Source organism: Streptomyces sp. NPDC020898, assembly GCF_044333925.1.
In the GTDB taxonomy this organism is placed as follows: domain Bacteria; phylum Actinomycetota; class Actinomycetes; order Streptomycetales; family Streptomycetaceae; genus Streptomyces.
On the sequence record NZ_JBIRRV010000001.1, the window covers coordinates 352,358 to 376,201 of the forward strand.

General features: G+C 70.6%; 21 protein-coding genes and 1 pseudogene. 10 read left to right on the forward strand and 12 right to left on the reverse strand.

Annotation, left to right across the window (positions count from 1 at the left end; translation table 11 throughout):
• Positions 1-30 precede the first annotated feature (30 nt).
• Entirely contained in the window at positions 31-387 is a 357-nt protein-coding gene (locus ACH4TV_RS01600) for an iron-sulfur cluster assembly accessory protein (RefSeq protein ID WP_006380335.1), read from the reverse strand.
• Positions 388-670: 283 nt separating this feature from the next.
• On the opposite strand from ACH4TV_RS01600, the gene nadA reads away from it, so the two are divergent.
• Complete coding sequence (gene nadA, locus ACH4TV_RS01605) at positions 671-1,855, forward strand: quinolinate synthase NadA (protein ID WP_398393097.1); 1,185 nt, start codon at positions 671-673, stop codon at positions 1,853-1,855.
• A gap of 97 nt (positions 1,856-1,952) precedes the next feature.
• Positions 1,953-3,443, forward strand: a complete 1,491-nt coding sequence (locus tag ACH4TV_RS01610; protein WP_398393099.1) for an ATP-binding protein — start codon at positions 1,953-1,955, stop codon at positions 3,441-3,443.
• 43 nt (positions 3,444-3,486) lie between these two features.
• Here the strand turns inward: ACH4TV_RS01610 and ACH4TV_RS01615 are convergent, their stop codons facing one another.
• Entirely contained in the window at positions 3,487-3,783 is a 297-nt protein-coding gene (locus tag ACH4TV_RS01615) for a hypothetical protein (RefSeq protein ID WP_398393101.1), read from the reverse strand.
• Between the two features lie 166 nt (positions 3,784-3,949).
• Here ACH4TV_RS01615 and ACH4TV_RS01620 point away from each other — a divergent pair.
• A pseudogene (locus tag ACH4TV_RS01620) lies at positions 3,950-4,261 on the forward strand (multiprotein-bridging factor 1 family protein); the annotation flags it as partial.
• A gap of 15 nt (positions 4,262-4,276) precedes the next feature.
• Here the strand turns inward: ACH4TV_RS01620 and ACH4TV_RS01625 are convergent.
• The 6 genes from ACH4TV_RS01625 to ACH4TV_RS01650 all read right to left on the reverse strand — a co-directional run bounded on the left by ACH4TV_RS01625 (position 4,277) and on the right by ACH4TV_RS01650 (position 13,180).
• Positions 4,277-6,553 (reverse strand): protein kinase, encoded by a 2,277-nt coding sequence (locus ACH4TV_RS01625; RefSeq protein WP_398393103.1) that lies wholly within the window; start codon positions 6,551-6,553, stop codon positions 4,277-4,279.
• Positions 6,554-6,686: 133 nt separating this feature from the next.
• A complete protein-coding gene (locus ACH4TV_RS01630) occupies positions 6,687-9,797 on the reverse strand; it encodes an efflux RND transporter permease subunit (protein WP_398393105.1) in 3,111 nt (1,036 codons plus the stop codon).
• A 164-nt stretch (positions 9,798-9,961) separates the two neighbouring features.
• Positions 9,962-10,645 carry a response regulator gene (locus ACH4TV_RS01635; RefSeq protein ID WP_398393107.1) on the reverse strand — a complete coding sequence of 228 codons (684 nt, stop codon included), beginning with the start codon at positions 10,643-10,645 and terminating at the stop codon, positions 9,962-9,964.
• A 65-nt stretch (positions 10,646-10,710) separates the two neighbouring features.
• Entirely contained in the window at positions 10,711-11,949 is a 1,239-nt protein-coding gene (locus ACH4TV_RS01640; RefSeq protein WP_398393109.1) for a sensor histidine kinase, read from the reverse strand.
• A 127-nt stretch (positions 11,950-12,076) separates the two neighbouring features.
• Entirely contained in the window at positions 12,077-12,355 is a 279-nt protein-coding gene (locus ACH4TV_RS01645) for a hypothetical protein (protein ID WP_398393111.1), read from the reverse strand.
• Between the two features lie 21 nt (positions 12,356-12,376).
• Entirely contained in the window at positions 12,377-13,180 is an 804-nt protein-coding gene (locus tag ACH4TV_RS01650) for a PspA/IM30 family protein (protein ID WP_398393113.1), read from the reverse strand.
• A 259-nt stretch (positions 13,181-13,439) separates the two neighbouring features.
• Here ACH4TV_RS01650 and ACH4TV_RS01655 point away from each other — a divergent pair, with 259 nt between their 5' ends.
• Entirely contained in the window at positions 13,440-14,066 is a 627-nt protein-coding gene (locus tag ACH4TV_RS01655; protein WP_398393115.1) for a DUF3043 domain-containing protein, read from the forward strand.
• 83 nt (positions 14,067-14,149) lie between these two features.
• Positions 14,150-14,857 (forward strand): class I SAM-dependent methyltransferase, encoded by a 708-nt coding sequence (locus ACH4TV_RS01660; protein WP_398393117.1) that lies wholly within the window; start codon positions 14,150-14,152, stop codon positions 14,855-14,857.
• A gap of 117 nt (positions 14,858-14,974) precedes the next feature.
• Here the strand turns inward: ACH4TV_RS01660 and ACH4TV_RS01665 are convergent, their stop codons facing one another.
• A complete protein-coding gene (locus ACH4TV_RS01665; RefSeq protein ID WP_398393119.1) occupies positions 14,975-15,190 on the reverse strand; it encodes a hypothetical protein in 216 nt (71 codons plus the stop codon).
• Between the two features lie 114 nt (positions 15,191-15,304).
• On the opposite strand from ACH4TV_RS01665, the gene ACH4TV_RS01670 reads away from it, so the two are divergent.
• Positions 15,305-16,504 (forward strand): bifunctional adenosylcobinamide kinase/adenosylcobinamide-phosphate guanylyltransferase, encoded by a 1,200-nt coding sequence (locus tag ACH4TV_RS01670; RefSeq protein WP_398393121.1) that lies wholly within the window; start codon positions 15,305-15,307, stop codon positions 16,502-16,504.
• A gap of 121 nt (positions 16,505-16,625) precedes the next feature.
• Here the strand turns inward: ACH4TV_RS01670 and ACH4TV_RS01675 are convergent, their stop codons facing one another.
• Positions 16,626-17,642, reverse strand: a complete 1,017-nt coding sequence (locus ACH4TV_RS01675; RefSeq protein WP_398393123.1) for a class I SAM-dependent methyltransferase — start codon at positions 17,640-17,642, stop codon at positions 16,626-16,628.
• A 132-nt stretch (positions 17,643-17,774) separates the two neighbouring features.
• Between ACH4TV_RS01675 and cobT the strand changes: the two genes are divergently transcribed.
• The 3 genes from cobT to ACH4TV_RS01690 are packed head-to-tail and all read left to right on the forward strand — an operon-like array spanning position 17,775 to position 21,536.
• Complete coding sequence (gene cobT / locus ACH4TV_RS01680) at positions 17,775-18,947, forward strand: nicotinate-nucleotide--dimethylbenzimidazole phosphoribosyltransferase (protein WP_398393125.1); 1,173 nt, start codon at positions 17,775-17,777, stop codon at positions 18,945-18,947.
• Between the two features lie 53 nt (positions 18,948-19,000).
• Positions 19,001-20,812: a phosphatidylglycerol lysyltransferase domain-containing protein gene (locus ACH4TV_RS01685; protein WP_398393127.1), complete on the forward strand. Its 1,812-nt coding sequence runs from the start codon at positions 19,001-19,003 to the stop codon at positions 20,810-20,812.
• Between the two features lie 25 nt (positions 20,813-20,837).
• On the forward strand, positions 20,838-21,536 hold the full coding sequence (locus ACH4TV_RS01690; protein ID WP_398393129.1) for a hypothetical protein: 699 nt from the start codon (positions 20,838-20,840) through the stop codon (positions 21,534-21,536).
• Here ACH4TV_RS01690 and ACH4TV_RS01695 read toward each other — a convergent pair.
• Complete coding sequence (locus tag ACH4TV_RS01695) at positions 21,476-22,240, reverse strand: hypothetical protein (protein ID WP_398393131.1); 765 nt, start codon at positions 22,238-22,240, stop codon at positions 21,476-21,478. The two genes, ACH4TV_RS01690 and ACH4TV_RS01695, sit on opposite strands and share 61 nt — an antisense overlap.
• A 100-nt stretch (positions 22,241-22,340) precedes the next feature.
• Between ACH4TV_RS01695 and ACH4TV_RS01700 the strand changes: the two genes are divergently transcribed.
• On the forward strand, positions 22,341-23,165 hold the full coding sequence (locus ACH4TV_RS01700; protein ID WP_398393133.1) for an adenosylcobinamide-GDP ribazoletransferase: 825 nt from the start codon (positions 22,341-22,343) through the stop codon (positions 23,163-23,165).
• On the opposite strand, the gene ACH4TV_RS01705 is transcribed toward ACH4TV_RS01700, so the two are convergent.
• Positions 23,154-23,816, reverse strand: a complete 663-nt coding sequence (locus tag ACH4TV_RS01705; protein WP_398393135.1) for a spherulation-specific family 4 protein — start codon at positions 23,814-23,816, stop codon at positions 23,154-23,156. The genes ACH4TV_RS01700 and ACH4TV_RS01705 overlap by 12 nt on opposite strands.
• Positions 23,817-23,844: the final 28 nt, after the last annotated feature.

A 23,844-nucleotide genomic window follows, 5' to 3' on the forward strand; every position in this document is an offset into this window, starting at 1 on the left:
AGCGTATGACCTGGGACTTCGCTGTGGCGCTTAGCTGAACGAGTCACCGCAGGCGCAGGAGCCCGTCGCGTTCGGGTTGTCGATCGTGAAGCCCTGCTTCTCGATGGTGTCGACGAAGTCGATGGAGGCGCCGCCGAGGTAGGGAGCGCTCATGCGGTCGGTGACGACCTTCACACCGTCGAAGTCCTTGAGAACGTCACCGTCGAGGGAACGCTCGTCGAAGAACAGCTGGTAGCGCAGACCCGAGCAACCGCCGGGCTGGACCGCGACGCGCAGGGCCAGATCCTCACGGCCTTCCTGGTCGAGCAGGGCCTTGACCTTCGCCGCGGCGGCGTCGGACAGGATGATGCCGTCGGTGACGGTGCTGGTCTCGTCCGATACGGACATCTACATCTCTCCCGGGTTGTACGGAGACTGCTTGCCGACGAGTGCAACCGGCTGGGCCGCGGATTCATTCCGGGCCGAGAGTCTGTTCTTTCCGTTCTCCCCTCCATGCTCGCACACACGCAAGAACGCGAACAGCGCCCTGTGGACAACCTAGGCCCGGTCCGGGAACCGCCTCCGGGATTCATGTCACATCGACGCTATGGACCTCGTCAAAGTGACGTGAAGCGGTTACGATAGATAACGTCAATTCGACGAAAAGGCATGAACAGAAAGGGTGCGTGTCGTGACCACCGCCCAGACGCAGGACCTCGACGTACAGCCGACGCCCCTCGCCCTGCTGCTCCTCGGCCGCGAGGCCGACCCGAAGAGCGAGCGCGGCGTCGAGTGTCCCGGTGACCTTCCCTCCCCCTCGGACCCGAACCTGGTGGCACGTGCCCGTGCGGCCAAGGAGAAGCTCGGTGACAAGGTCTTCGTCCTCGGCCACCACTACCAGCGCGACGAGGTCATCCAGTTCGCGGACGTCACGGGCGACTCCTTCAAGCTGGCCCGGGACGCGGCCGCGCGCCCGGAGGCGGAGTACATCGTGTTCTGCGGTGTGCACTTCATGGCGGAGTCGGCGGACATCCTGACCGGCGACGACCAGAAGGTGGTCCTGCCCGACCTGGCCGCCGGCTGCTCGATGGCGGACATGGCGACGGCCGAGCAGGTCGCCGAGTGCTGGGACGTCCTGACGGAGGCCGGGGTGGCCGACCAGGTCGTGCCCGTCTCCTACATGAACTCCTCGGCGGACATCAAGGCGTTCACCGGCAAGCACGGCGGCACGATCTGTACGTCGTCGAACGCCGAACGCGCCCTCGGGTGGGCCTTCGAGCAGGGCGAGAAGGTCCTGTTCCTGCCGGACCAGCACCTGGGCCGCAACACGGCGGTACGGGACATGGGGATGTCGCTCGACGACTGCGTCCTCTACAACCCGCACAAGCCGAACGGCGGCCTGACGGTCGAGCAGTTGCGCGCCGCGAAAATGATCCTGTGGCGGGGGCACTGCTCCGTGCACGGGCGCTTCAGCGTCGACTCGGTGAACGACGTCCGCGCCCGGATTCCCGGCGTGAACGTCCTGGTCCACCCCGAGTGCAAGCACGAGGTGGTGGAAGCGGCGGACTACGTCGGTTCGACCGAGTACATCATCAAGGCCCTGGAGGCGGCCCCGGCCGGCTCCAAGTGGGCCATCGGGACGGAACTGAACCTGGTACGCCGCCTGGCGAACCGTTTCGCGAGCGAGGACAAGGAGGTCGTCTTCCTCGACAAGACGGTCTGCTTCTGCTCGACCATGAACCGCATCGACCTCCCCCACCTGGTCTGGACCCTGGAGTCCCTGGCCGAGGGCAACCTGGTCAACCAGATAGCGGTGGACCGGGAGACGGAAGCCTTCGCGAAGCTGGCGCTGGAGCGGATGCTGGCGCTGCCGTAGGCGGGTGAGCGGGGCCGCCCGTGTCCAATCGGGTGCACTCGCGTTCTTAGGGATGTACATCTTAGATGTGCATCCCTAAGAACGAGGTGACCTGACCGTGCCGCGACCGTCCCGCCGCAGCATCCCCAAGCCGTCCCAGATCTTCGACCGCGACTGGGAGTGGAGCGAGCTGACCGCGTTCGTCTCCGACGAGGAGCCCGGACCACACCTCGCGGTTGTCTCCGGGCGCCGCCGGCAGGGGAAGAGTTTCCTGCTCAAAGCCCTCACCTCAGCCACGAACGGCTTCTACTTCGCCGCCGTCGAGGCCACACGGGCCGAGTCACTGAGTCTGCTCGGCGAGGAGATCGGACGATTCACGGACGCTCCCGTGCCGCCCCGCCCCCATCACTGGAGCGAGGCCCTGGAGCTGCTCTTCGACCTTGCCTCGCAGCGCCCCGTCACGATCGTCATCGACGAGTTCCCGTATCTGGTCCGGGGCGACACCTCCCTCACCTCCCGCCTCCAGGCGGCCATCGGAGCCGGATTCGGCCGCGATCTGCGCCACCACCCCCGCATCCTCCTTTGCGGGAGCGCGATGTCGTTCATGGGTGGTCTGCTCTCCGGCACGTCACCGTTGTACGGCCGCGCGAGGCTCAACCTCGTCGTGCACTCCCTGGGTTACCGGGAAGCGGCCGAGTTCTGGGGCATCACCGACCCGAGACTCGCCGTCCTCACGCACGCCGTGGTCGGCGGAACCCCGGCCTACCGGCGGGAGTTCGTGGCCAACGACGTACCGGAGGGACTGGAAGACTTCGACGACTGGGTGTGCCGTACGGTCCTCAATCCCATGCGCCCCATCCACGGCGAGGCGGAGTTCCTGTTGGCCGCCGAACCGGACGTGCGCGATCGCGCGCTCTACCACTCCGTCCTCGCGGCAGTCGCGGCCGGCAACCACACCAGCGGTGGCATCGCGAGCGCGGTGGGCCGCAAGGCGACGGACATCTCCCAGCCGCTGACGGTACTCAAGCGATGCGGACTGCTGACCTTGGAAGCGGACGCTTTCCGCGGCAACCGCAGCGCTTACCGCATCGCCGAACCGCTGATCACGTTCCATCACGCGGTGGTACGCCGTAACCAGGCCCTCATGGCCGAGCGACGCAACCTGAAGGCGACCTGGTCCCTGTCCCGGGACACATTCCTGAGCAAAATCGTCGGCCCCCACTTCGAGCAGTTGTGCCGCGAGTGGGTCGCCCGGCACGCCGAACCCGACACCTTCGGCGGCCTGCCCATCGACGTCACCTCGGGAACGGTCCCTGATCCGGCCGCGCGCACCTCCCACGAGGTCGACGTCGTCGTACGCGGGGCCGTCGGCCAGGACCACGGCATCCTGCTGTCGATCGGCGAGGCGAAGTGGAACAAGGTGATGGACGTACGCCACCTCGACCGACTGCGCCACATCCTCGGGCTCCTCGCGGCGCGAGGCATCGACACGAGCCACACCCGCCTCGCCTGTTACAGCGGCGTCGGGTTCTCCCCGGAGCTGCATGCGGCGGCCGAGCGCGGCGAAGCCGTCCTCGTGGACCTGAAGCGTCTGTACGGCGGGTCGTAGTCACCGTTCCCCTGACCGCACGCTCCCTCTCCCCCCAACCCCCTTATCCCTCCGGCAACCGCGCCCCCCGACTCACCGCGATCCGCAACGCATCCCCCAGCGCCTCGGCGAGCCGTACCCCGGTGAACCTCAACTCCCGCTCCCCCACGCCCTTCCCAGCCAGCAACGGCTTCGCCTGCCCGAGTACGAACTCCGCCGAGTCGAGCAGTTCCGCCTCCAACTCGTCCGCCATGCACGACAGTCGGCTGTTCGGGTCGGACGTGCTGAGGTAGCACGGGCCGCCCTCGGGTGTGGTCCACGGCAGCAGCCGTAGCTGCGTACCCATTCCGTCGCGCATCATCACGTGACTCCCTTCGCTCCGGTCCCTCTGGCGGCCGCAAGCACCGGCGATTACCGTTTGTGCCTACATCGTCACCGTGTGGCATGCGTCCCCAACAGGGGATCCGTGTCCCAGCGTTGAGATCGGGACGACCGGAACAAGAGGCACGAAACGAGAGGCGAGACCGATGACGTTCAAGCCACAGCAGCTGACCCCTTACCACTCCGCCCGCCACTACTTCGGCGCGGAGCAGCGCCGCCACCGCGAGGCCGCGCGGCTGTCGCTCGTACAGCTGGCGGACATCCTCAGCTCCAGCAAGAGCACACTGGCCCGGGTCGAGACGGCCGAACTGATGCCGCCACCCGACCTGCCCGCACAACTCGACGCGGCCTTCGGCACGGACAAGCACTTCCACGGGCTGTACGAGCTGGCGAAACGCGAGGCGCATCCGGACCAGTACCGCCGGTTCATGGACTTCGAGGCGCACTCGGAAGTCATCGCTCCCCCTCCCCGCTCACCCCCCTGTGCGGTGAGCGGGGTCGAGGCTGAAGACGGTGCCGTCCGGGGTGCTCACGGTCAGCGCGCCGCCGTACGGCAGCACCTGGGACTTGATCACGTCGCCGCTCGCGAACTGCTCGGCGTGTGTGCCCGTCTCCCACAGCAGTGGGCCCTTGCGGGTGTCGAGGGCGGCGACCCTGCCGCTGGTGCTGGCCAGATAGAGGGTGCGGGTGCGGGGTTCGTACACGGGCTGACCCGAGCCCTCGACGCCGGTCCGGGTCTGCCACAGCTGTTTGCCGGTCAGCGGGGACACGGCGATCACCTGGCCGTCGGCCTGGGCGATCCACAGGGTGTCGGCGGCCAGCCGTACCGAGCCGTCGTAGGTCTTCGTCAGCTTCGTCGTGGTGGTGGCGCCGGTGTCCGGGTCGAGCAGCCAGATCTCGCCGAACTTCAGCTCCTCGGGGCGCGCCGGGCCGATGTCGCCCCCGACCACGAAGGCCAGCCGGCCGTCGACGGTGCCGAGCAGGCTGCTCGTGTGCGGGGTCTTCAGGCGCCGGAGCACCGATCCGTCGGACTTGTCCAGCTCCAGGAGTACGGCGGCCTGGGTCACGTCGTCCGGGAAGCAGTGCGCGTACAGGCGGGAGCCGGCCGTCACGAACTGGCAGTAGTCGTCGGAGGGCAGCTGCGTGGTCCAGCGGTCGGCGCCGGTGCGCGGAGAACGGGCCGTCACCAGCCGGCCGCTGAGGTCGGGGGTCAGGACGAGGTCGCCGGACACGATCTGGTCGACGGCCATGCTGTTCCGCTGCCGCGCCCACAGCTGCTCGCCGCTCTCGGTGTCGAGGGCGACAATGCTGACCTTCGCGCCCTCGGCGTCCCCGTAGACGGACTGCTGGACGATCATCGCACCGTCCCGCACCCCGAGGAGTTCGAAGATGTTCCGCCCCGTGTCCGCGCCCTCGGCGGAGGACGCGAGCGAGGAGCGCCAGACGGTGTCGCCGGTACGGCCGTCCAGACGGACCGGGAGGACGTTGTTGCCCGCGCAGTAGACCGCGTTCTCGTACCTCTGGCAGGTGGCGTCGCCCGAGTCACCGCTGTCCTTCGCCAGCGCGTTGACCTCGCCCCGCTGTGCCGTGGCGAACATCGTCGTCTGCCAGGGCTGCCATCCGGTGGGGACCGTCGCCCAGCGGGAGTCTGTGACCGGGGCGGAACTCGCCACCGGGGCGGAGCCCGCCACCGCGGCACCGTCGGGGAATCCCGGACCGTACGCCCCGTACCACGCCGTCCCCAGGGCCAGCGTGCCCACCGTGCCGGCCGCGACCAGCAACGGGCGGACCCTGCGGCCGCCCGCACGTCCGGACCGGGTGGCCCCGGTGCCCCTCGTGGTCTTCGCGGACGCCGCGTCGCCGTTGCCGGCGTAGGTCTCCTCGACGGTCCTCAGCTCGGTCAGGCGGAGGCTCGTGGTGTCCGGATCGCTGGGGTCGGGCTCGGGCAGGGCCTCGGCGAACTCCTGTGCCAGCACGTCGAGTCGGGGCCGGTCGGCGGCCTCCTTGGTCAGGCAGCGCGCCAGGACCGCGCGCAGCGGCTGGGCCACGCCGTCCAGCTGGGGCGCCCCGTGGACGACCCGGAAGGCGGTCAGGTAGGGGCTGTCCGCGTCGAAGGGGCCGCGTCCGGTGGCCGAGAACACCAGGAGCGCCCCGAGCGAGAAGACGTCCGAGGCGGGCCCGACCGTGCGGGCGTCGGTGAACTGCTCCGGTGACATGAAGGGCGGGGTGCCGATCATCTGGCCGGTCTCGGTCAGGGTCTGGTGGTTCTCCGCCGCGCGGGAGATGCCGAAGTCGATGACACGAGGGCCGTCCCCGGCCAGCAGGACGTTCGCCGGCTTCAGGTCCCGGTGCACGACCCCGGCCCGGTGGATGTCGCGCAGCGCCTCCACCAACCCGAGGGCCAGTTGCCGCAGTTCGGCGGGGCGCAGGGCGCCGCCCTCGCGGATCCGGTCGGCGAGGGAACGTCCGGGCACGTACTGGGTCGCCATCCAGGGGCGTACCGCCTCGGGATCGGCGTCCACGACCGGTGCGGTGAAGGCGCCGCTCACCTTGCGGACGGCCTCGATCTCCTGCCGGAACCGGGCGCGGAAGACCTTGTCCTGGGCGTACTGGGCGTGCACCACCTTCACGGCGACCTCACGCCCGGAGCGCGATCTGCCCCGGTAGACGATGCCCATGCCGCCGGACCCGAGCCGATCGACCAGTTTGTACCCGCCGATCGATTTCGGGTCCTCCTTGTGCAGCAGCACGCCCGATTCCCCTTCCCGTGCACGGCCGTTCGAGCCCACAGGATACGGAACCCGATCACGGCTGCGGCCGGGTGCCGAACCACAGGGGTTCGGCACCCGGCCGCAGGGAGGGATCAGACCGTCACACGGTCCGTCACACGCTCGCGGGCTCCGGCTCCTGTACCGGCGTACCCGTCGTCCCGGCCTTCTTCGCCGCCTTCTTCTTTGCTCGCCGTTCCTTCCGCAGTTCCACCATCGCGTAGAGCGTCGGAACGAGCAGCAGGGTCAAGGCAGTTGAGGTGATCAGGCCGCCGATGACGACCACCGCGAGCGGCTGGGCGATGAAGCCGCCCTCGCCCGTCACGCCCAGGGCCATCGGGAGGAGGGCGAAGATCGTTGCCAGGGCGGTCATCAGGATCGGGCGGAGGCGGTGACGGCCGCCTTCGATCACCGCTTCCACGACCCCGTAGCCCTGGCTGCGGTACTGGTTGATCAGGTCGATCAGGACGATCGCGTTCGTCACCACGATGCCGATCAGCATCAGCATGCCGATCATCGCCGGGACACCCATCGGGGTGCCCGTGGCGACCAGGAGGCCGATCGCGCCCGTTGCCGCGAACGGGATCGACACCAGGAGGATCAGTGGCTGGACCAGGGAACGGAACGTCGCCACCAGCAGCATGAAGACGATCGCGATCGCCGCCAGCATCGCCAGCGCCAGGTTCTTGAACGCGTCGTCCTGGTCGGACGACACCCCGCCGATCTCCGCCGTCGCGCCCTCGGGAAGCTTGAGGGCGTCCAGCTTCGTCGTCAGGTCGGCGCTGACCGCGCCCGTGTTGTCGCCGGTCGGGCGGGCGGTGATCGTCGCGGCCCGCTGACCGTCGATCCGGGTCATCGACACCGGGCCGTCCACCAGCCGTACGTCCGCGATGTCGCCCAGCTTCACCGGGCCCAGCGCCAGCGCCTTCAGCTCGTCCAGCGTCTGGGCGGGCTTCGCCGACTTGATGACGACGTCGCGCTCGGTGTCGTCCAGGGTCACCTTGGCGGCCGTCGTGCCCTTGACCGCCTCGGCCACCGCCGCGCCCAGCGTCTGCTGGTCGAAACCGGCCGCCGCCGCCTTGGAGTTGGCCCGCACCGAGATGCGCGGCACGCTCTGCGCGAGGTTGCTCGTCACGTCCGTGACGTCGTCCAGGCCGGCCACCGTGTCGCGGACCTCGTCGGCCGCCTTGCGCAGGGTGTCCGCGTCGGCCGCCTTCACGACGACGCGCAGGTCCTGGCTGCCGAAGCCGTCACCGGCCGCGATCGTGGTCGTACCGATGCCGGAGAGCTTGGTGAGGCCCTCCTCGATGCTGTCCTGGACGTCGTCCGCCGACGCCGAGTCCTCCAGCATGATCTGGTACGAGGCCTGGTTGGTGTCCGTGCCGCCGCCGAAGGCCGCCAGGAAGCCGGACGAGCCGATCGTCACCTGGTAGTCCTTGACGCCCTTCACGTCCGCGAGCAGCTGCTCGACCTTCTGCGCCTGGACGTCCGTCGCCGCGAGGCTGCTGCCCGGCTTCAACTGCTGCTTGACCGTGAGGACTTCCTGCTCGCCCTGGTCGAAGAAGTTCGTCTTCAGGAGCGGTGCCATGCCGAAGGTGCCGATCAGGACCACTGCCGCGATCGCCACGCTCATCAGACGGCGACGGGTGGCGAAGCGCAGGACAGGGACGTACACACGCTGGAGCCTGCTCTTCGCCTCCTTCTCCTCCGCCAGCCTGCGGGCCTCGTCCGCATCCGCCGGGGTGTCCTTCGGGGCGCGCAGGAACCAGTAGGACAGGACGGGTACGACGGTCAGGGAGACCAGGAGCGATGCCAGCAGGGCCGCCGTCACCGTGAGGCTGAACGAGCCGAACAGCTGGCCGACCATGCCGCCGACGAGGCCGATCGGCAGGAAGACGGCAACGGTGGTGAGCGTGGACGAGGTGACCGCGCCCGCCACTTCACGGACCGCCTTGAGGATCGCCTCCTGGCGCTCCTCGCCGTAGCCGAGGTGTCGTTTGATGTTCTCCAGGACGACGATCGAGTCGTCGACGACCCGGCCGATCGCGATGGTCAGCGCCCCCAGCGTCAGCATGTTCAGGGACAGGTCCCTGGTCCACAGGACGATCAGCGCCAGGACCACCGACAGCGGGATCGAGACCGCCGTGACGAGGGTCGAGCGGATCGACGCCAGGAAGACCAGGATGACGATCACCGCGAAGAGCAGGCCGAGGCCGCCCTCCGTCGTCAGGCCCTTGATGGACTTCGCCACCGCCGGGCCCTGGTCGCTGACCACCGTGATGGTCGAACCCGCACCCAGGTCCTTGCGCATGTCGGCGAGTTTGTCCTCGACCGCGTCCGAGATCGCGACCGCGCTGCCGTCGTTGTCCATGGTGACGCTGACCGCGAGGCTCGGCTTGCCGTCCGTACGCGTGATCGAGTCGGCCTTCGCGGACTCCTGCTTGACGGCCGCCACATCGGCCAGGCGCACGGGAGCCTTGCCCGCCTGGCCCGTCACCATCAGGTCCTCAATCTGCTGCACCGAGGTGAAGCCGCCGCCGACCTGGACCGTGCGGTTGTTGCCGTTCTCGTCGAACGAGCCCGCCGGGACGGTCGCGCCGCCCGCCTGGAGTGCCTGGGCGAGGGCCGCGGAGGTGAGGCCGGCCGCCGAAAGCTTCTTGTCGTCGGGGGTGACGGTGATCTGGACGTCCCGTACGCCGTCGACCGTGACCTGGCCGACGCCGTCGATGGCCCGCAGGTCGGGGACCACGGTGCGGTCGAGCTGGTCGGAGAGGGCCTGCTGGTCCTTGTCGGACGTGACGGCGAGCACGACGGTGGGGATGTCGTCCGTCGAACCGGCGACGACCTGCGGGTCCACACCGTCCGGGAGCAGCACGCGGGCCCGGTTGACGGCCTGCTGGACGTCGGCGACGAGCTGCTTGGTGTCGTTGCCGTAGTCGAAGGACGCCGTGATCAGCGCGTTGCCCTCACTGGCCGTGGAGGTGACACCGGTGATGCCGTCGACGCCTTCGAGGTTGTCCTCGATGGGCTCGACGACCTGCTTCTCGACCACATCGGGGGACGCGCCCTGGTACGGCGCCAGGACGGACACCACAGGGAGTTCGATGGTGGGCAGCAGCTGTTGCTTGAGCTGCGGTATCGCTATCGCTCCGAAGACGATCGCGACGATCGACATCAGCCCTATCAGGGCCCGTTGCGCGAGGCTGAACCTGGACAGCCAGGACATGGGTGAGCGTCTCTCTTCTGTTCTGTCTTCTGCGGCCTGAGCGGAGGAAGGCGCATCTGAGCGCCCGCCTTACACCCTGGGCCATGGAACACCCCTGTTCCCTAGCCCCCAGGTCCCGTTTCCTTACCCGGGCCCTACTCCGACCGCAGTACACCCCTCGAAGCTCACTCCACCCTTGGACGTACCAGTCCCGACTCGTACGCGATGACCACGAGCTGGGCCCGGTCCCGGGCGCCCAGCTTGGCCATGGCCCGGTTGACGTGCGTCTTCACCGTCAGCGGGCTGACTTCCAGCCGCTCCGCTATCTCGTCGTTCGAGTGCCCGCCGGCGACCTGCACCAGCACCTCTCGCTCCCGCCCGGTCAGTGCCTCCAACCGCTCGGCACGGGCGGGGTCACGGTCCTCGTCCAGCACGTCGCCCTGCGCGAGGAACTTGGCGATCAGCCCCTTGGTGGCGGCGGGCGACAGCAGCGCCTCGCCCCCGGCGGCGACCCGGATGGCGTTGAGCAGTTCGTCGGGCTCGGACCCCTTGCCGAGAAACCCGGAGGCTCCGGCCCGCAACGACTGCACGACGTACTCGTCCACCTCGAACGTGGTCAGCATGACCACCCGTACATGTGCGAGGCCCGGATCCGCGCTGATCAGCCGGGTCGCGGCCAGCCCGTCCGTCCCCGGCATCCGGATGTCCATCAGCACGACGTCAACGCGCTGTTCCCGCGCCAGCCGCACCGCCTCCGCCCCGTCGGACGCCTCCCCGACCACCTCCATGTCGGGCTCCGAGTCCACGAGCACCCGGAAGGCGCTCCGCAGCAGGGCCTGGTCGTCGGCGAGCAGGACACGGATCGTCATACACGGTCCTCACATATGCATACCGTCATACGGATTCGAGAGGGTCTAAGAAGGTCCCAGAGGGTTCATACGGGGGTGGCGGCGCCCTCCGCCGCACGCGAACTGCTCTTCACCGGCAGGATCGCATGGACCCGGAAGCCGCCTCCGTATCGGGGACCGGCGGTGCAGCTGCCGCCGACCGCGGTGACCCGCTCCCGCATCCCGAGCAGCCCGTGCCCGCCGCCCTCCTCCGGACCGGTGTCCGTCCCCGGCCCGTTGTCGAGCACGGTGATCTCGATGTTCGGCCCTACGCGTACGACGCTGACCTCGGCCTTCGCCTCCAGGCCCGCGTGCTTCTGTACGTTCGTCAGGGCCTCCTGGATCACCCGGTACCCGGCCAGGTCGATGGCCGCGGGCAGGGTGGTGCCCTGGTCGGCGCGGGCGACCTCGACCTGGAGACCCGCGCTGTGGAAGGTGCCGACCAGCTCGTCGAGCCGGTGCAGACCGGGCGCGGGCTCGGTGGGCGCCTCCGGGTCCCCCGACTGACGCAGCAGCCCGACGGTCGCGCGCAGCTCGTTCAGCGCCGAGCGGCTGGCCTCCCGTACGTGGGCGAGGGCCTCCTTGGCCTGGTCGGGGCGCTTGTCCATGACGTGCGCGGCGACTCCGGCCTGGACGTTGACGAGGGCGATGTGGTGGGCGACCACGTCGTGCAGGTCACGGGCGATACGCAGCCGCTCCTCGGCCACACGGCGGCGGGCCTCCTCGTCGCGGGTGCGTTCCGCTCGCTCGGCGCGCTCCCTTATGGCGTCCACGAAGGCACGGCGGCTGCGTACGGCGTCCCCGGCGGTCGCGGCCATGCCGGTCCAGGCGAAGATGCCGAGGTTTTCCTGTGCGTACCAGGGCAGAGGGCCGGCCAGCATCGCGGAACCGGTGAGGACGGTCATCGTGAGGAGGCCGACGCGCCAGGTGGTGGGGCGGTCGGTGGTCGACGCGACGGTGTAGAGGGCGATCACCGCGGACATCGCGACGGGCGCCCGGGGGTCGGCGGTGACCGACTCGACGACGGAGGCGACGCCCGTGACCGCGAGCACCTTCATGGGGGCGCGGCGCCTCAGGACGAGCGCGGCGGCGGCGAGGACCATGAGGACCAGGCTGAGGGGGTCGGGGGTGCGGGCGGTCCATCTGGCGCCGTGCTGCCCGTGCTGCCCGTGCGGGTCGAGGAACGAGGCGCCCAGCATGCAGACGAGGACGGCTGCGGCGAGGGCCACGTCCAGCGCGAGGGGGTGCGCTTTGACGTGGCATCGGGCTCGCTGGAGGGCGGTCACGTTTGTCAAGGTAGCTCACCTGTGCGCCCCTGAGGGCTGCGCCCCCAGACCCCCGCTACGGCCCTGAACGGGCCTTGTCCTCAATCGCCGGACGGGCTGAAAGTGCCGCCCGGCGCCAGCAAACAGGTCACCCCGGGATCAGACCGTCGTCGCCCAGCAGCTCCCGGACCTCCTCCAGCGTCGCGTCCGGCGACGGGAGGATGAGGTCCGACGGGTCCAGGGAGTCGTCCGGCAGGGGTTCGCCGAGTTCGCGGACCTTGTCCAGGAGGGACTGGAGGGTACGGCGGAAGCCGGGGCCGTCGCCGTTCTCCATCTCTGCCAGGAGTACGTCGTCGAGCTTGTTCAGTTCGGTGAGGTGGCTGTCGGCCAGCCTCACCTGGCCCTCCCCCATGATCCGTACGATCATGTCGCCCTCCTCAGGCGTGGCCTACTGCTTGTCGAACCGCGGGGTGTCCTTCGGCTGCTGCTGGGACTGGGACTGCTGCTGGCCCGCACCGCCCTCGATGGCCTGCTGCCCCGACGACGAACCGCCGGCCAGCTCCGCCTTCATGCGCTGCAACTCCAGCTCTACATCCGTACCACCGGAGAGCCGGTCCAGCTCGGCCTGGATGTCGTCCTTCGCCATGCCGGTGGGGTCGTCGAGGGCGCCCGAGGCGAGCAGTTCGTCGATCGCGCCGGCGCGCGCCTGGAGCTGTGCCGTCTTGTCCTCGGCCCGCTGGATCGCCAGGCCCACGTCGCCCATCTCCTCGGAGATGCCGGTGAACGCCTCGCCGATCCGGGTCTGGGCCTGGGCGGCGGTGTACGTCGCCTTGATCGTCTCCTTCTTGGTGCGGAAGGCGTCGACCTTGGCCTGGAGGCGTTGCGCCGCGAGGGTGAGCTTCTCCTCCTCGCCCTGGAGGGTCTGGTGCTGCGTCTCCAGGTCGGTCACCTGCTGCTGGAGGGCGGCGCGGCGCGAGAGCGCCTCGCGGGCCAGGTCCTCGCGGCCCAGCGCGAGCGCCTTGCGGCCCTGGTCCTCCAGCGTTGTGGACTGCTTGTTCAGCTGCGCGAGCTGCAGCTCCAGGCGCTTGCGACTGGTCGCCACGTCGGCGACTCCGCGGCGCACCTTCTGGAGCAGCTCCAGCTGTTTCTGGTACGAATAATCGAGGGTTTCGCGCGGGTCCTCGGCCCGGTCAAGGGCCTTGTTCGCCTTCGCGCGGAAGATCATCCCCATACGCTTCATGACACCGCTCATGGGCTTCGCGCGCCCCCTTCTGACGGACTCCAGCTCCAGCGACTGCAACAGAACCCACAGTACGGGCCCTGCATCCATTACCGCACTGTTCGGGGCCCGATGCGCTCATCCCCAAGGACGACTGCGATCTGTCCCGCTCCGGCGTAGGGAGTAGGTGTCTCCCCTACCTGAACTGCCTTCTGTCTGTCTCTGTCTGTTTTCTGGCTGTCTTCTACAGACGACCGGTGTTGCCGGATCGTTCCCCACTCGACTGTGGTCCATGCCCCGGGACCCCTTACCCTTGGGTTTTGTGTTCCGTAGCCGCGCCAAGGAAGAGAAGGCACCCGCCGACAAGGCGGCCGTGACCGACTCCAAGCAGACCCGTGACCCGCAGGCCCCGAAGGGCAGGCCCACTCCCAAGCGGAGTACGGCCCAGTCCCAGCGCCGCAGCGTGGCCAATACGCCGAAGACGCGCAAGGAGGGGGCCAAGCGGCAGCGCGAAGAGCGCCGTGCCGCGATGGAGCGCCAGCGCCAAGCACTCGCGAACGGGGACGAGCGTTATCTCCCCACCCGTGACAAGGGCCCGGTGCGCCGTTTCGCGCGCGATTTCGTGGACTCCCGGTTCTGTGTCGCCGAGTTCTTCCTGCCGATGGCCGTGGTCATCCTCATCCTGAGCATGGTCCGGGTCGGCGCGCTGCAGAGCATCGCTCTGCTGCTGTGGCTCTTCGTGATCGTGCTGATCATCGTCGACTCGGTCTTCATCGCGATGCGGTTGAAGAAGCAGCTGGCAGCCCGCTATCCGAACGAGCGGGCGAAGGGCGCGGTCGCCTACGCGCTGATGCGCTCCCTCCAGATGCGTCGCCTCCGGCTGCCGAAGCCGCAGGTCAAGCGCGGAGAGCGGCCCTGAGCACTACGTCGTTCTCCGGGGGCGCGGCGGATTCCTGGCTGCACAAGCTGGGCGGGCTGCGGAATGTCGTACGACAGGAGCTGGTGACCCGGCAGCTCGACGAACAGATAGCCGGGCGGTTCCCGGTCGGACAGCGGCTGCGGGTGCTCGACGTCGGCATGGGCCAGGGCACGCAGGCGCTGCGGCTGGCCCGGGCCGGCCATCAGGTCACCGGGGTCGAGAAGGACCCGAAGATGCTCGGCGCGGCCCGCGAGGCTCTCGCCGCCGAGCCGGAGGGCATCCGCGAGCGCGTCCGGCTCTTCGAGAGCGACGGCCGCGACACCGGGGTGCACTTCCTGCCGGGCAGCTTCGATGTGGTGCTGTGCCATGGCGTACTGATGTACGTCGAACTGCCGGACGCCCTGCTGGCGGGGCTGGCGCGGATGCTGGCGCCGGGCGGGCTGCTGTCGTTGCTGGTGCGCAACGGTGACGCGCTGGCCATGCGGCCGGGGCTGGCCGGGGACTGGGCGGGTGCGCTGGAGTCCTTCGACACCGTCTCGTACACCAACCGGCTCGGGCTCGACGTGCGCGCCGACCGGCTGTCCTCGCTCACCGCCACCCTGGCCGGTATCGGGGCGCCGCTGCATGCGTGGTACGGGGTGCGGGTCTTCACCGACACGGCGGATGACGACGCGGAGATTCCGGCGGGGGCCGAGGTGGACGCGCTGCTGGCTGTTGAGGAGCGGGCGGGGCGGACGGATCCGTATCGGCAGGTGGCGGCGTTGCTGCATCTGTGCGGGGTTCGGGGGTAGTTGCCTTGGTGCGTCGTCTGCGGGTCCGCTGTGGCTTGTCGCGCAGTTCCCCGCGCCCCTAAAAGCGGTTCCCCGCGCCCCGATGAAAAGGGAGCGCGGGGAAACCTTCGCTCCCGGCTACGCCTCTTGCGCGTCGTGCAGGCTCATCGGGCCGTAGATCTCTGTGGTGTCCTCGGACAGCCGCACCTGGTCCGTGCCGCCGGCGAGGAGGTCCTTCCAGTGCTCGCCGATCCAGGACTCGGCATCCCCCTGCGTGGTGAACTCCTCCGGTTCCACCGCGGGCTGGACCTCCACCCCGTCGGTCTTCTCGAACCGCCACGTCCATGCCGCCATGTACGCCTCCAAGATGTGAACCACTGCAAACACAGGAGCCGGATCTTGATCCGCTTCCTGCCCCGAGCCTAGCCGGACGCGCAAGACCTGCGGGGACACGCGAAAATCAGGTTCGTGGAACTCACTCTGCTCGGTACCGGTGCCCCCGCGGGTCTTCCCCGCCCCGACTGTGTGTGCGCGGCCTGTACCGGCGCGCTCGGCGTGAACGCGCGGGCGGCCACCGCGCTGCTCGTGGACGGCACGCTGCTGCTCGACCTCACCCCCGGCGCCGTGCTCGCGGCGGCGCGCGCCGGGCATTCGCTGGGCGGCGTACGGCAGGTGCTGCTGTCGCATCCGCACGACGGGCCCGCCGTCGAGGTGCCGGCGGGGCTTCCGCAGCCCGGACGGGTGCCGGACGGGCGGGAGTTGGCGCTGCTGACCGGGCACCGGGTGCGCGCGGTCCCGATGGACGCGCCGGGGACGGGGTACGCGGTGACCGGTCCGGACGGGCAGCGGCTGCTGTATCTGCCGCCGGGGGCGGCGCCGGCCGGGCTCGACGAGAAAGGGCCCTCGTACGACATGGTCCTCGCGGATGTCGTCGGGCGGCCGGACGCCCTGGCGCGGCTCCGGGCGGTGGGAGCGCTCGGGCCGGCCACGGATGTGATCGCCGTCCATCTGGACCATGACGTGCCGCCGGGTGCCGAGCTGCGACGGCGGCTCGCGGCGGCGGGCGCGCGGGCGGTGGCGGACGGTACGACGTTGACGGTGGGCGTGTACGAGGACGTACCGGATGTGCCCCGGCGGACGCTGGTGCTGGGCGGAGCGCGGTCCGGGAAATCGGTGGAGGCCGAGCGGCGGCTGGAGGCGTTCCCGGATGTGCTGTACGTGGCCACGGGCGGGACGCGGAACGGGGACGGGGAGTGGGCGGCGCGGGTGCACGCGCATCGGGAGCGGCGGCCGGGGTCGTGGCGTACCACCGAGACCTGTGACCTCGTACCGCTGCTGAAGGACGACGGGGCGCCGCTGCTCATCGACTGTCTGTCGCTGTGGCTGACGGACGCCATGGATCAGGTGGGGGCGTGGGACGACGCCGAGTGGGCGGGGGGCGGGGAGAAGGAACTGCGGCGGCGCGTACGGGAGTTGGCGGCGGCGGTGCGCTCCACGCGGCGGACTGTCGTCGCCGTGTCCAACGAGGTGGGCTCCGGGATCGTGCCCGCCACGGCGTCCGGGCGGCGGTACCGGGACGAGTTGGGGCGGCTGAACTCGGTGTTCGGGGCGGAGTGCGAGCACGTGCTGCTGGTGGTGGCCGGGCAGGCGGTGGTGCTGCGGGGGTGAGTCGGCGCTCATGGTCCGGTGTTGGCTGCGGGTCCGGTGGGGGCTGGTCGCGCAGTTCCCCGCGCCCCTTGAGGGGCGCTTCAGGCGGCCGGAGTTCGCAGGCCCCGCCCACGCAGCTGGGCTACGTCGTCGCCTCGCCCCTTCTCGCGATGATCCGGTACGTGTTCGCGAAGCGGGTGCGGCGCAGTACCGGGGCCAAGGTGTGGTCCAGAGCCGTGGCCGCGGCGAGGAACGGGGTCGTCGCCCGGAGCAAGGTCGTGCGGGTTCTGCGCTGGAGGGCGGTGGGCGGGGTCGATCGCCAGGGGGTGTCGGGGGCCGGGATCGCCCGGGTGAGGGCCAGGGAGAGGGCGCCTGTCAGGTCGTACGGGATGTGGGGGGTGCGGCGGTCCGTGGTGACGATCGTGCAGTGCTGGGACTCCAGTTCCGCCACGAGGTTGGCGAGCGGCATGAGATGGAGGTGGCGGGGCTGGGCGTACCAGGGCCACCACTTGCCGAGCAGGGTGCCGAACGCGCAGTGCGGGTCCGGGACTTCGATCAGGAGGTGGCCGCCGGGGCGCAGGACCTTCAGGGCTGCGCGGAGTTCCTCGCGGGGGTCCGGGGTGTGTTCCAGGTGATGGAACATGCTGACGACGTCGTAACGGGCGTGCAGGCGGTTGACCAACCCCTGATCTGTGAGCCTGCCCCGGTGTGCCTCCTCGATGTGGCCGGAGGCGCGGGCCTTCTGGACGCGGCGGGTGATGTCCACGCCGTCGAAGGCCGTGTAGGGGAAGTAGCGTCTCGCCGCCGCCGGGAAGGCTCCCTCTCCTGTGCCCACGTCCAGCCAGCTCTCCGGTTCCCGGAAGGCGAGCATCGCGCGGGCCGCGGCGCGGTGGCGGCGGGGCGCGATCGGGTGGGGGGCCTCGGGAAGGTCCTGGTGGTGGAGGGCGAGGCCCTCGGCGGTGAGGCGGGGGTTCTGGAAGGCGTGGGCACAGTCGCGGCACTCGTCGACGACGAACGTGCCCGGCCTGCGCCGGCTGAGGTCCGGGGTGCGCAACCGGGTGCGCAGCCGCTTGGAGCCGCACCAGGGGCAGTCCTCGCGGCGCGGTTCGTGGAAGCTGTCGGTCTCCTGCGGGGCGGTTGCCTTCGGGGCGGGGGACATGGGCGGCTCCTGCCGGATCGCTGCATGACATTACGTACCAAAACGGAACGTAGGGGATCGCGATCTTGGGTGCAATGACATGGCTCCCACGTGGCGGCGCCGTGTTCGATCGGGGCCGGTACTGTTCGGCGAATGAGCTCGCTTAATCTCGACGACTTCACCGATCTGATCGAGCGCCCCGACGGCGGTGTGCGCCGCGACGCGGAGGCACGCCGGGAGCGCCAGATCGTGCCGCCCGGGTCACTCGGGCGCCTCGACGACCTGGGTGAGTGGCTGTCGGCGGCACAGTCCTCCGTGCCGGTACGGCCGGTCGAACGGCCGCGTGTCGTGCTGTTCGCGGGGGATCACGGGATCGCCGGGCTGGGGGTGTCCGCGCGGCCCGCCGGCAGTGCCGAGCAGTCCGTGCGGGCCGTACTGGACGGCTCCAGCCCCGTCGCCGTGCTCGCGCGGCGGCTCGGTGTGCCCGTACGCGTCGTCGACATGGCGCTGGACTGCGAGCCGGACGTGCTGCCCGACGGGGTCGCGGGGCACCGGGCGCGGCGCGGCAGCGGGCGGATCGATGTCGAGGACGCACTGACCCTGGAGGAGGCGGAGGCCGCCTTCCTGGCGGGGGTGGCCGTGGCCGACGAGGAGGCCGACTCCGGTACGGATCTGGTGGTGCTCGGCGATGTGAGCGTCGGTGGGACCACTGCCGCTTCGGTGCTGGTGGCCGCGTTGTGCGGGACCGACGCGTCGGTCGTCACCGGGCGGGGCGGGCTGCCGATCGACGACCTGGCGTGGATGCGCAAGTGCGCGGCGATCCGCGACGCGCTGCGACGGGCCCGGCCGGTGCTCGGGGACCAGTTGCAGCTGCTGGCGACGGTGGGCGGCGCCGACCTCGCGGCGATGACCGGATTCCTGTTGCAGAGCGCGGTGCGCAAGATGCCGGTGATCCTGGACGGTGTGGTGTCGGCCGCCTGTGCGCTGGTCGGGCAGCGGATCGCGTTCCGGGCGCCGGACTGGTGGCTCGCCGGGCACAACAGCGGGGAGCCGGCCCAGGCGAAGGCCCTGGACCGGATGGCACTGGAGCCGCTGCTCGACCACGGGGTGACCGTCGGGGAGGGCGCGGGGGCCCTGCTGGCCCTGCCGCTGGTCCAGGCCGCGGCGGCACTGGCGGCGGAACTGCCGGAGGTCACCAAGACGGAGGTCGCGGAGACGGAGGTCGCGGCTCCCGACGCGGAGGAAGCGACCGCCGAGGAGAAGACCCCCGAGGCGGCGACGACCGAAACAACAGCGGCCCCCGAGGCGGCGGCAGAGACTCCCTAGCCGGAGGGGCATATGGGGCATACGGCACACCATGCCCCATATGATCGCTCCCCATGGGAGATGCCCGGTTCGCGCCGAATGTTCAGCGAAGTCAACCAAGTCCCCGTACCGCCGCCTCGCGGCGGGCCGCCGCGTTCGCCGTCTGGTATCTGCGGGTCGTCGCCTTCGTCAACTTCCTCAGCGCGGTGTGGGTGTCCTTCGGGAACGACGTGCGGCGGCACAACGAGGAGAACTACTTCACGCCGTACCTGCTGACCGCCGGCTTCGCCTCCGGTGTGTTCACGATGTTCCTGGCGATCACGATGCGGCGCCGGAAACGGGCCGCGTGGATCCTGAACATCGTGGTCAGCGTGCTGTTCCTGCTGCTGTTCGGCGTCGCCATGGCCTTCCCGGAGATCCGGCAGCACGCGCAGAACTGGATCTCGCTCGCCCTCACCGCCGCCTTCGTCGCCGCGCTCGTCGTCGGGCGCCGGGAGTTCTACGCCAAGGGTGACCGGTCCAACCCGCGGCTCGCCGCCGCCGTCGCGGTCGGCGGGCTGCTCGTCTCCTCCCTCCTCGCCGCGCTCCTGGTCACCGTCGCCAACCAGGCGGACGACAGCCACCGTTCGACGTTCCTGGAGCGCTGGAACTACGGCACTATGCGGCTGATCTCCGTCGCCGCCGACGACTCGGGCTTCGCGGGGATCTCCACGCCCAACTGGGTCGACGTCGTCATCAACGTCATCAGTACGGTGCTGATCCTCGCCGTCCTCTACGCCGCCTTCCGTTCCCGCCGTGCCGTCGACCGGCTCACCGAGGACGACGAGACCCGCCTGCGGGCCCTCCTCGACCGGCACGGCGACCGTGACTCGCTGGGCTACTTCGCCCTGCGCCGCGAGAAGAGCGTCACCTGGTCCCCCACCGGCAAGGCCGCCGTCGCCCACCGCGTCGTGGGCGGGGTCTCCCTGGCCGGCGGTGATCCGATCGGCGATCCGGAGGCCTGGCCCGGCGCCATCGAACCGTGGCTCGCGGAGGCCCGCGCCCACGGCTGGATCCCGGCCGTGATGGGCGCGAGCGAGGAGGCCGGGACGGTGTACGCGCGGCACGGGCTCGACGCCCTCGAAATCGGCGACGAGGCCATCGTGGAGACCGCCGCCTGGGGGTCCGGGGGGAATCCCCCGGGAAAGCACAGCAGCTTGGAGGGGCGGGCCATGCGGACCGTCCGGCAGGCCTACAACCGGGTCAGGCGGGCCGGGTACACCGTGCGCGTCCGCCGCCACGCGGACATCCCGGCCGACGAGATGACGTACCTCCTCCAGCGCGCCGACGACTGGCGGGACGGCGCCACCGAGCGCGGGTTCAGCATGGCGCTCGGGCGGCTCGGCGACCCGGACGACGGGCAGTGCGTGATGCTCGAATGCGCGGACGGGGAGGGCGAGTTGAGGGCCGTGCTCTCCTTCGTGCCCTGGGGGCCGAACGGCCTGTCGCTCGACCTGATGCGGCGCGACCGGGACTCCGACAACGGGCTGATGGAGTTCATGGTGATCGAGCTCCTCCAGCGTGCCCAGGAGATCGGGATCACTCAGGTGTCGCTCAACTTCGCGATGTTCCGTTCCGTCTTCGAACGTGGCGGGCGCATCGGCGCGGGGCCGGTGCTGAGGCTGTGGCGCTCGCTGCTGAGCTTCTTCTCCCGCTGGTGGCAGATCGAGTCGCTGTACCGCGCCAACGCGAAGTACCGGCCCATCTGGGACCCCCGGTTCCTGCTCTTCGAGAAGAGCGCGGACCTGCCGCGCATCGGCATCGCCGCGGCGCGCGCGGAGGGCTTCCTGGAGGCGCCGGGACTGCCGAAGTGGCTGCACCGCAAGCACCTGGAGTCGAAGAGATGAGCACGCAGAGAGTGGACACGCGCCGGTGAGCACGTTCGCCCGCTGGGCCCGCACCGAGTGGGGACCGCTCTACGTCGCCGTACGCGGTCCCCTGCTCCGGAAGCGGTGGCGGGCGCTGCCCATGACGCTCGGCGTCGTGTGCCTGACCGCGCTCGTCCAGTTCACGCAGAACCAGTCCTGGGGCTATCGGTTCGTCCAGAACATCGGTGCCGTCCGCGCCGAGGACCCCCTCTGGCTCGCCCTCCTGCGCACCCCGCTGTCCCTCGTCGTGCCCGCCCCCGACCTGCCGGTGTGGGGCGCCCTGGCACAGATCCTGGTCGTCTTCGGCCTCGCCGAGATCTGCCTCGGCCGGTGGCGCACCCTCGCCGTCGCGTACGTCGCCACCCTCGCCGGCACGCTCTACGCACGCGTGGGCGTCGCCGTGGGCCCGGCGGGCTTCCTGGGGCTGCCCGGCACGGACGCGCAGGTCGTGGACACCGGCCCGTCGGCGGCCGTGGTGGGCCTCGCCGTGTACCTGGGGTGGCGCTACCGGGCGTACGTGACCGCCTCCGCGGTGATCGTGGCGATGGTGGTGGAGGTGATCCTCAAGAACAACCTCGCGGGCAAGGAGCATCTGGCCGCCATCGTGGCCGTACTCGTCCTGTGCGGGGTCTCGGAGATGCGTCAGCGGCGTACGGGGGACCTGGCGGGCTCGGGGTCCGGCTTGCCGCCGATCCAGTCCTGAAGGTGGCGCCGGGGGCCGGCCCAGCGGCGGTCGTTGCGGTAGGCGCGCAGGGTGGAGCGGGAACGGGCGCGCGGGCGGCGGCCGTAGAAGCGCTTCGCCCACGGGGAGCCGGGGCGGGCCAGGCGGAGCGCGCCCCAGATCGCGACGAAGGGGACGATCACGCCGAAGATCGCCGTGCGGGGTTTGCCCTTGGTCAGGGCGAGGAGGGCGAAGAGGAAGTTGACGCCGATGCTGAGCATGGCTCCGCCCCGGTTCTGGATGTCCTCGTCGCTGAGGTCGTTCACCCCGAACGGCAGGAAGCCCAGGAGGACCAGGCCGACCAGGGACGCCGTCAGCACCACCACCTCGACGCTCCGCCGGCCGGCCTCGGTCCAGTAGACGTCGTCGAGATGCAGGATCAGCGCGAACTCGTCCAGCACCAGGCCGGCGCCCATCCCGAACAGCACCGCGCACAGCGCCGCCCCGAACCCGCGCTGCCCGCTGGCCACCGCGCCGAACCCGCCCACGACGGTCAGCACGACCCCGGGCACGACGTGATGGATGTGCACCCCGCCCGCCCTGACGTTGCCGAACGGCCCCTTGCCCGCGCGGATCATCCGGGTGACGACCCGGGTGATCAGGAACGTCAGTACGAAGGCGGCGAGTGCCAGGAGCAGCGGCAGCTTGCCCGGCTCGATGATGTTCCGCTCCAGCCAATGACCCATACGCGCACTTTATCCGGGTATCTACCGCTCTTCATCGTTCGCGGCTACCTGTTCGCCACCGACCCTGGGCACTTCGCGGGCCGCCCGGTACTCTGCGCCGGTGTCCACGCCCCCGCCCAGGCCCTCCGAGCCCCCTTCCGCCGCCCCGCCCGCCGATCGCCTTGATGGGCTCCGGTTCGCCTTCGGCACGCTGACCGTGCTGCCGGTGAAGGTGACCCGCTGGGACCGGGACGCGGCGCGTGGCGGCATGCTGTGCGCGCCGGTGGCCGGTGTGGTCGTGGGTGGGTGTGCCGCCATGGTCGGTCTGCTGCTTCTGTTCCTGGGCGCCGGTGCGCTGCTCGCCGCCGTCGCCACGGCCGCCGTGCCCGCCGTGCTCACCCGGGGGCTGCATCTCGACGGTCTCGCGGACACCGCCGACGGGCTGGGCAGCGGCAAGCCCGCCGAGGACGCGCTGCGGATCATGAAGCAGTCGGACATCGGCCCGTTCGGGGTACTCACCCTGCTCTTCGTCCTGCTGGCCCAGGTGGCCGCGCTCGCGCAGGCGTACGGCGACTCCTGGGCGCGGGGCGCGCTCGCCGCCCTCGTCTCGGCGACCGCCGCCCGGCTCGCCCTCACCCTGGCCGCCCGCACCGGCGTACCGGCCGCCCGGCCCGAGGGACTGGGGGCGGCGGTCGCGGGGACGGTGCCGGTGCGCTCGGCGATGCTGGTGGCGGCCCTGGTCACGGTCGCCGCGGCGGGCTTCGGCGCCCTCTTCGGGGTGGACGACATCGTCCGTACCGCCCTCGCGGTCGTCGCGGCCTGCGCCGCCGCCGAACTTCTCCTGCGGCACTGCACGCGCCGCTTCGGCGGGGTCACCGGCGATGTCTTCGGCGGTCTCGCGGAGACGGCGGCGACGACAGCGCTGGTCGTGCTCTCACTCGGCTGACCGGCCGGGCTCCAGGGTGTGCGGCAGGGTGCCCCACGGATGGTCCCCGGTGCCGGGGACCGCGCAGTGCAGGGCGGCGCCCTGGGTGCGCGCCTCCGCTTCGAGGTCGACGTCCGCCGGGACGCCGTACACGAGGTGGCACACGCTCGTCCCCGGGGTCTGCCCGGAGTGGGGGCGCTGGGTGCGGTACGTGTCCCAGGTGCCCTCGAAGGTCACCAGGACGTCGGCGATCCTGGCGTACGAGGGGTGCGGCGGGGTGCCGTGGTTCAGGGCGAGGGTGTGACAGCCGGCGCCCCAGGCGGCCGAGGCGAGGCGCCGGTAGTGGGCGAACTGGTCGGGGCCGGAGGTGACCTGGTCGAGGAAGGCGCCGTCCGCTCCGTACCAGTCGTGGTGACGTACCAGGTCGCGGATGACCTCGGCGACCGGTCGGCGGGCGTAGTCGGTGTCGGCGTACCCGAGGACCCGGACGTCTGCCGCGCGCAGCCGGGCCGCGATCTCGGCGAACGCCGGGTCGGGGCGGTCACCGGGGCCGCTGGCCGGGTTCAGGACCACGCCGTACAGCCGGGGCGCGGCGGCGAGGATCGCCTCCCATTCGGCGGGACGGACGGACGGGTGTTCGTAGTACGGGACCAGGAGACTGCTCGGACTCATGTGGGGGGCTTGTCCGTTCTTTTCTCTC

What these genes read in the sequence shown, in the direction of transcription:
- ACH4TV_RS01655 (WP_398393115.1), top strand. Translation starts at nt 13,440, where the DNA reads ATGCCCCGGGACCCCTTACCCTTGGGTTTTGTGTTCCGTAGCCGCGCC.
- ACH4TV_RS01695 (WP_398393131.1), bottom strand. Translation starts at nt 22,240, where the DNA reads ATGGGTCATTGGCTGGAGCGGAACATCATCGAGCCGGGCAAGCTGCCG.
- ACH4TV_RS01630 (WP_398393105.1), bottom strand. Translation starts at nt 9,797, where the DNA reads ATGTCCTGGCTGTCCAGGTTCAGCCTCGCGCAACGGGCCCTGATAGGG.
- ACH4TV_RS01600 (WP_006380335.1), bottom strand. Translation starts at nt 387, where the DNA reads ATGTCCGTATCGGACGAGACCAGCACCGTCACCGACGGCATCATCCTG.
- ACH4TV_RS01665 (WP_398393119.1), bottom strand. Translation starts at nt 15,190, where the DNA reads ATGGCGGCATGGACGTGGCGGTTCGAGAAGACCGACGGGGTGGAGGTC.
- ACH4TV_RS01705 (WP_398393135.1), bottom strand. Translation starts at nt 23,816, where the DNA reads ATGAGTCCGAGCAGTCTCCTGGTCCCGTACTACGAACACCCGTCCGTC.
- ACH4TV_RS01645 (WP_398393111.1), bottom strand. Translation starts at nt 12,355, where the DNA reads ATGATCGTACGGATCATGGGGGAGGGCCAGGTGAGGCTGGCCGACAGC.
- ACH4TV_RS01685 (WP_398393127.1), top strand. Translation starts at nt 19,001, where the DNA reads ATGGGAGATGCCCGGTTCGCGCCGAATGTTCAGCGAAGTCAACCAAGT.
- ACH4TV_RS01675 (WP_398393123.1), bottom strand. Translation starts at nt 17,642, where the DNA reads ATGTCCCCCGCCCCGAAGGCAACCGCCCCGCAGGAGACCGACAGCTTC.
- ACH4TV_RS01635 (WP_398393107.1), bottom strand. Translation starts at nt 10,645, where the DNA reads ATGACGATCCGTGTCCTGCTCGCCGACGACCAGGCCCTGCTGCGGAGC.
- cobT (WP_398393125.1), top strand. Translation starts at nt 17,775, where the DNA reads ATGAGCTCGCTTAATCTCGACGACTTCACCGATCTGATCGAGCGCCCC.
- ACH4TV_RS01615 (WP_398393101.1), bottom strand. Translation starts at nt 3,783, where the DNA reads ATGATGCGCGACGGAATGGGTACGCAGCTACGGCTGCTGCCGTGGACC.
- ACH4TV_RS01650 (WP_398393113.1), bottom strand. Translation starts at nt 13,180, where the DNA reads ATGAGCGGTGTCATGAAGCGTATGGGGATGATCTTCCGCGCGAAGGCG.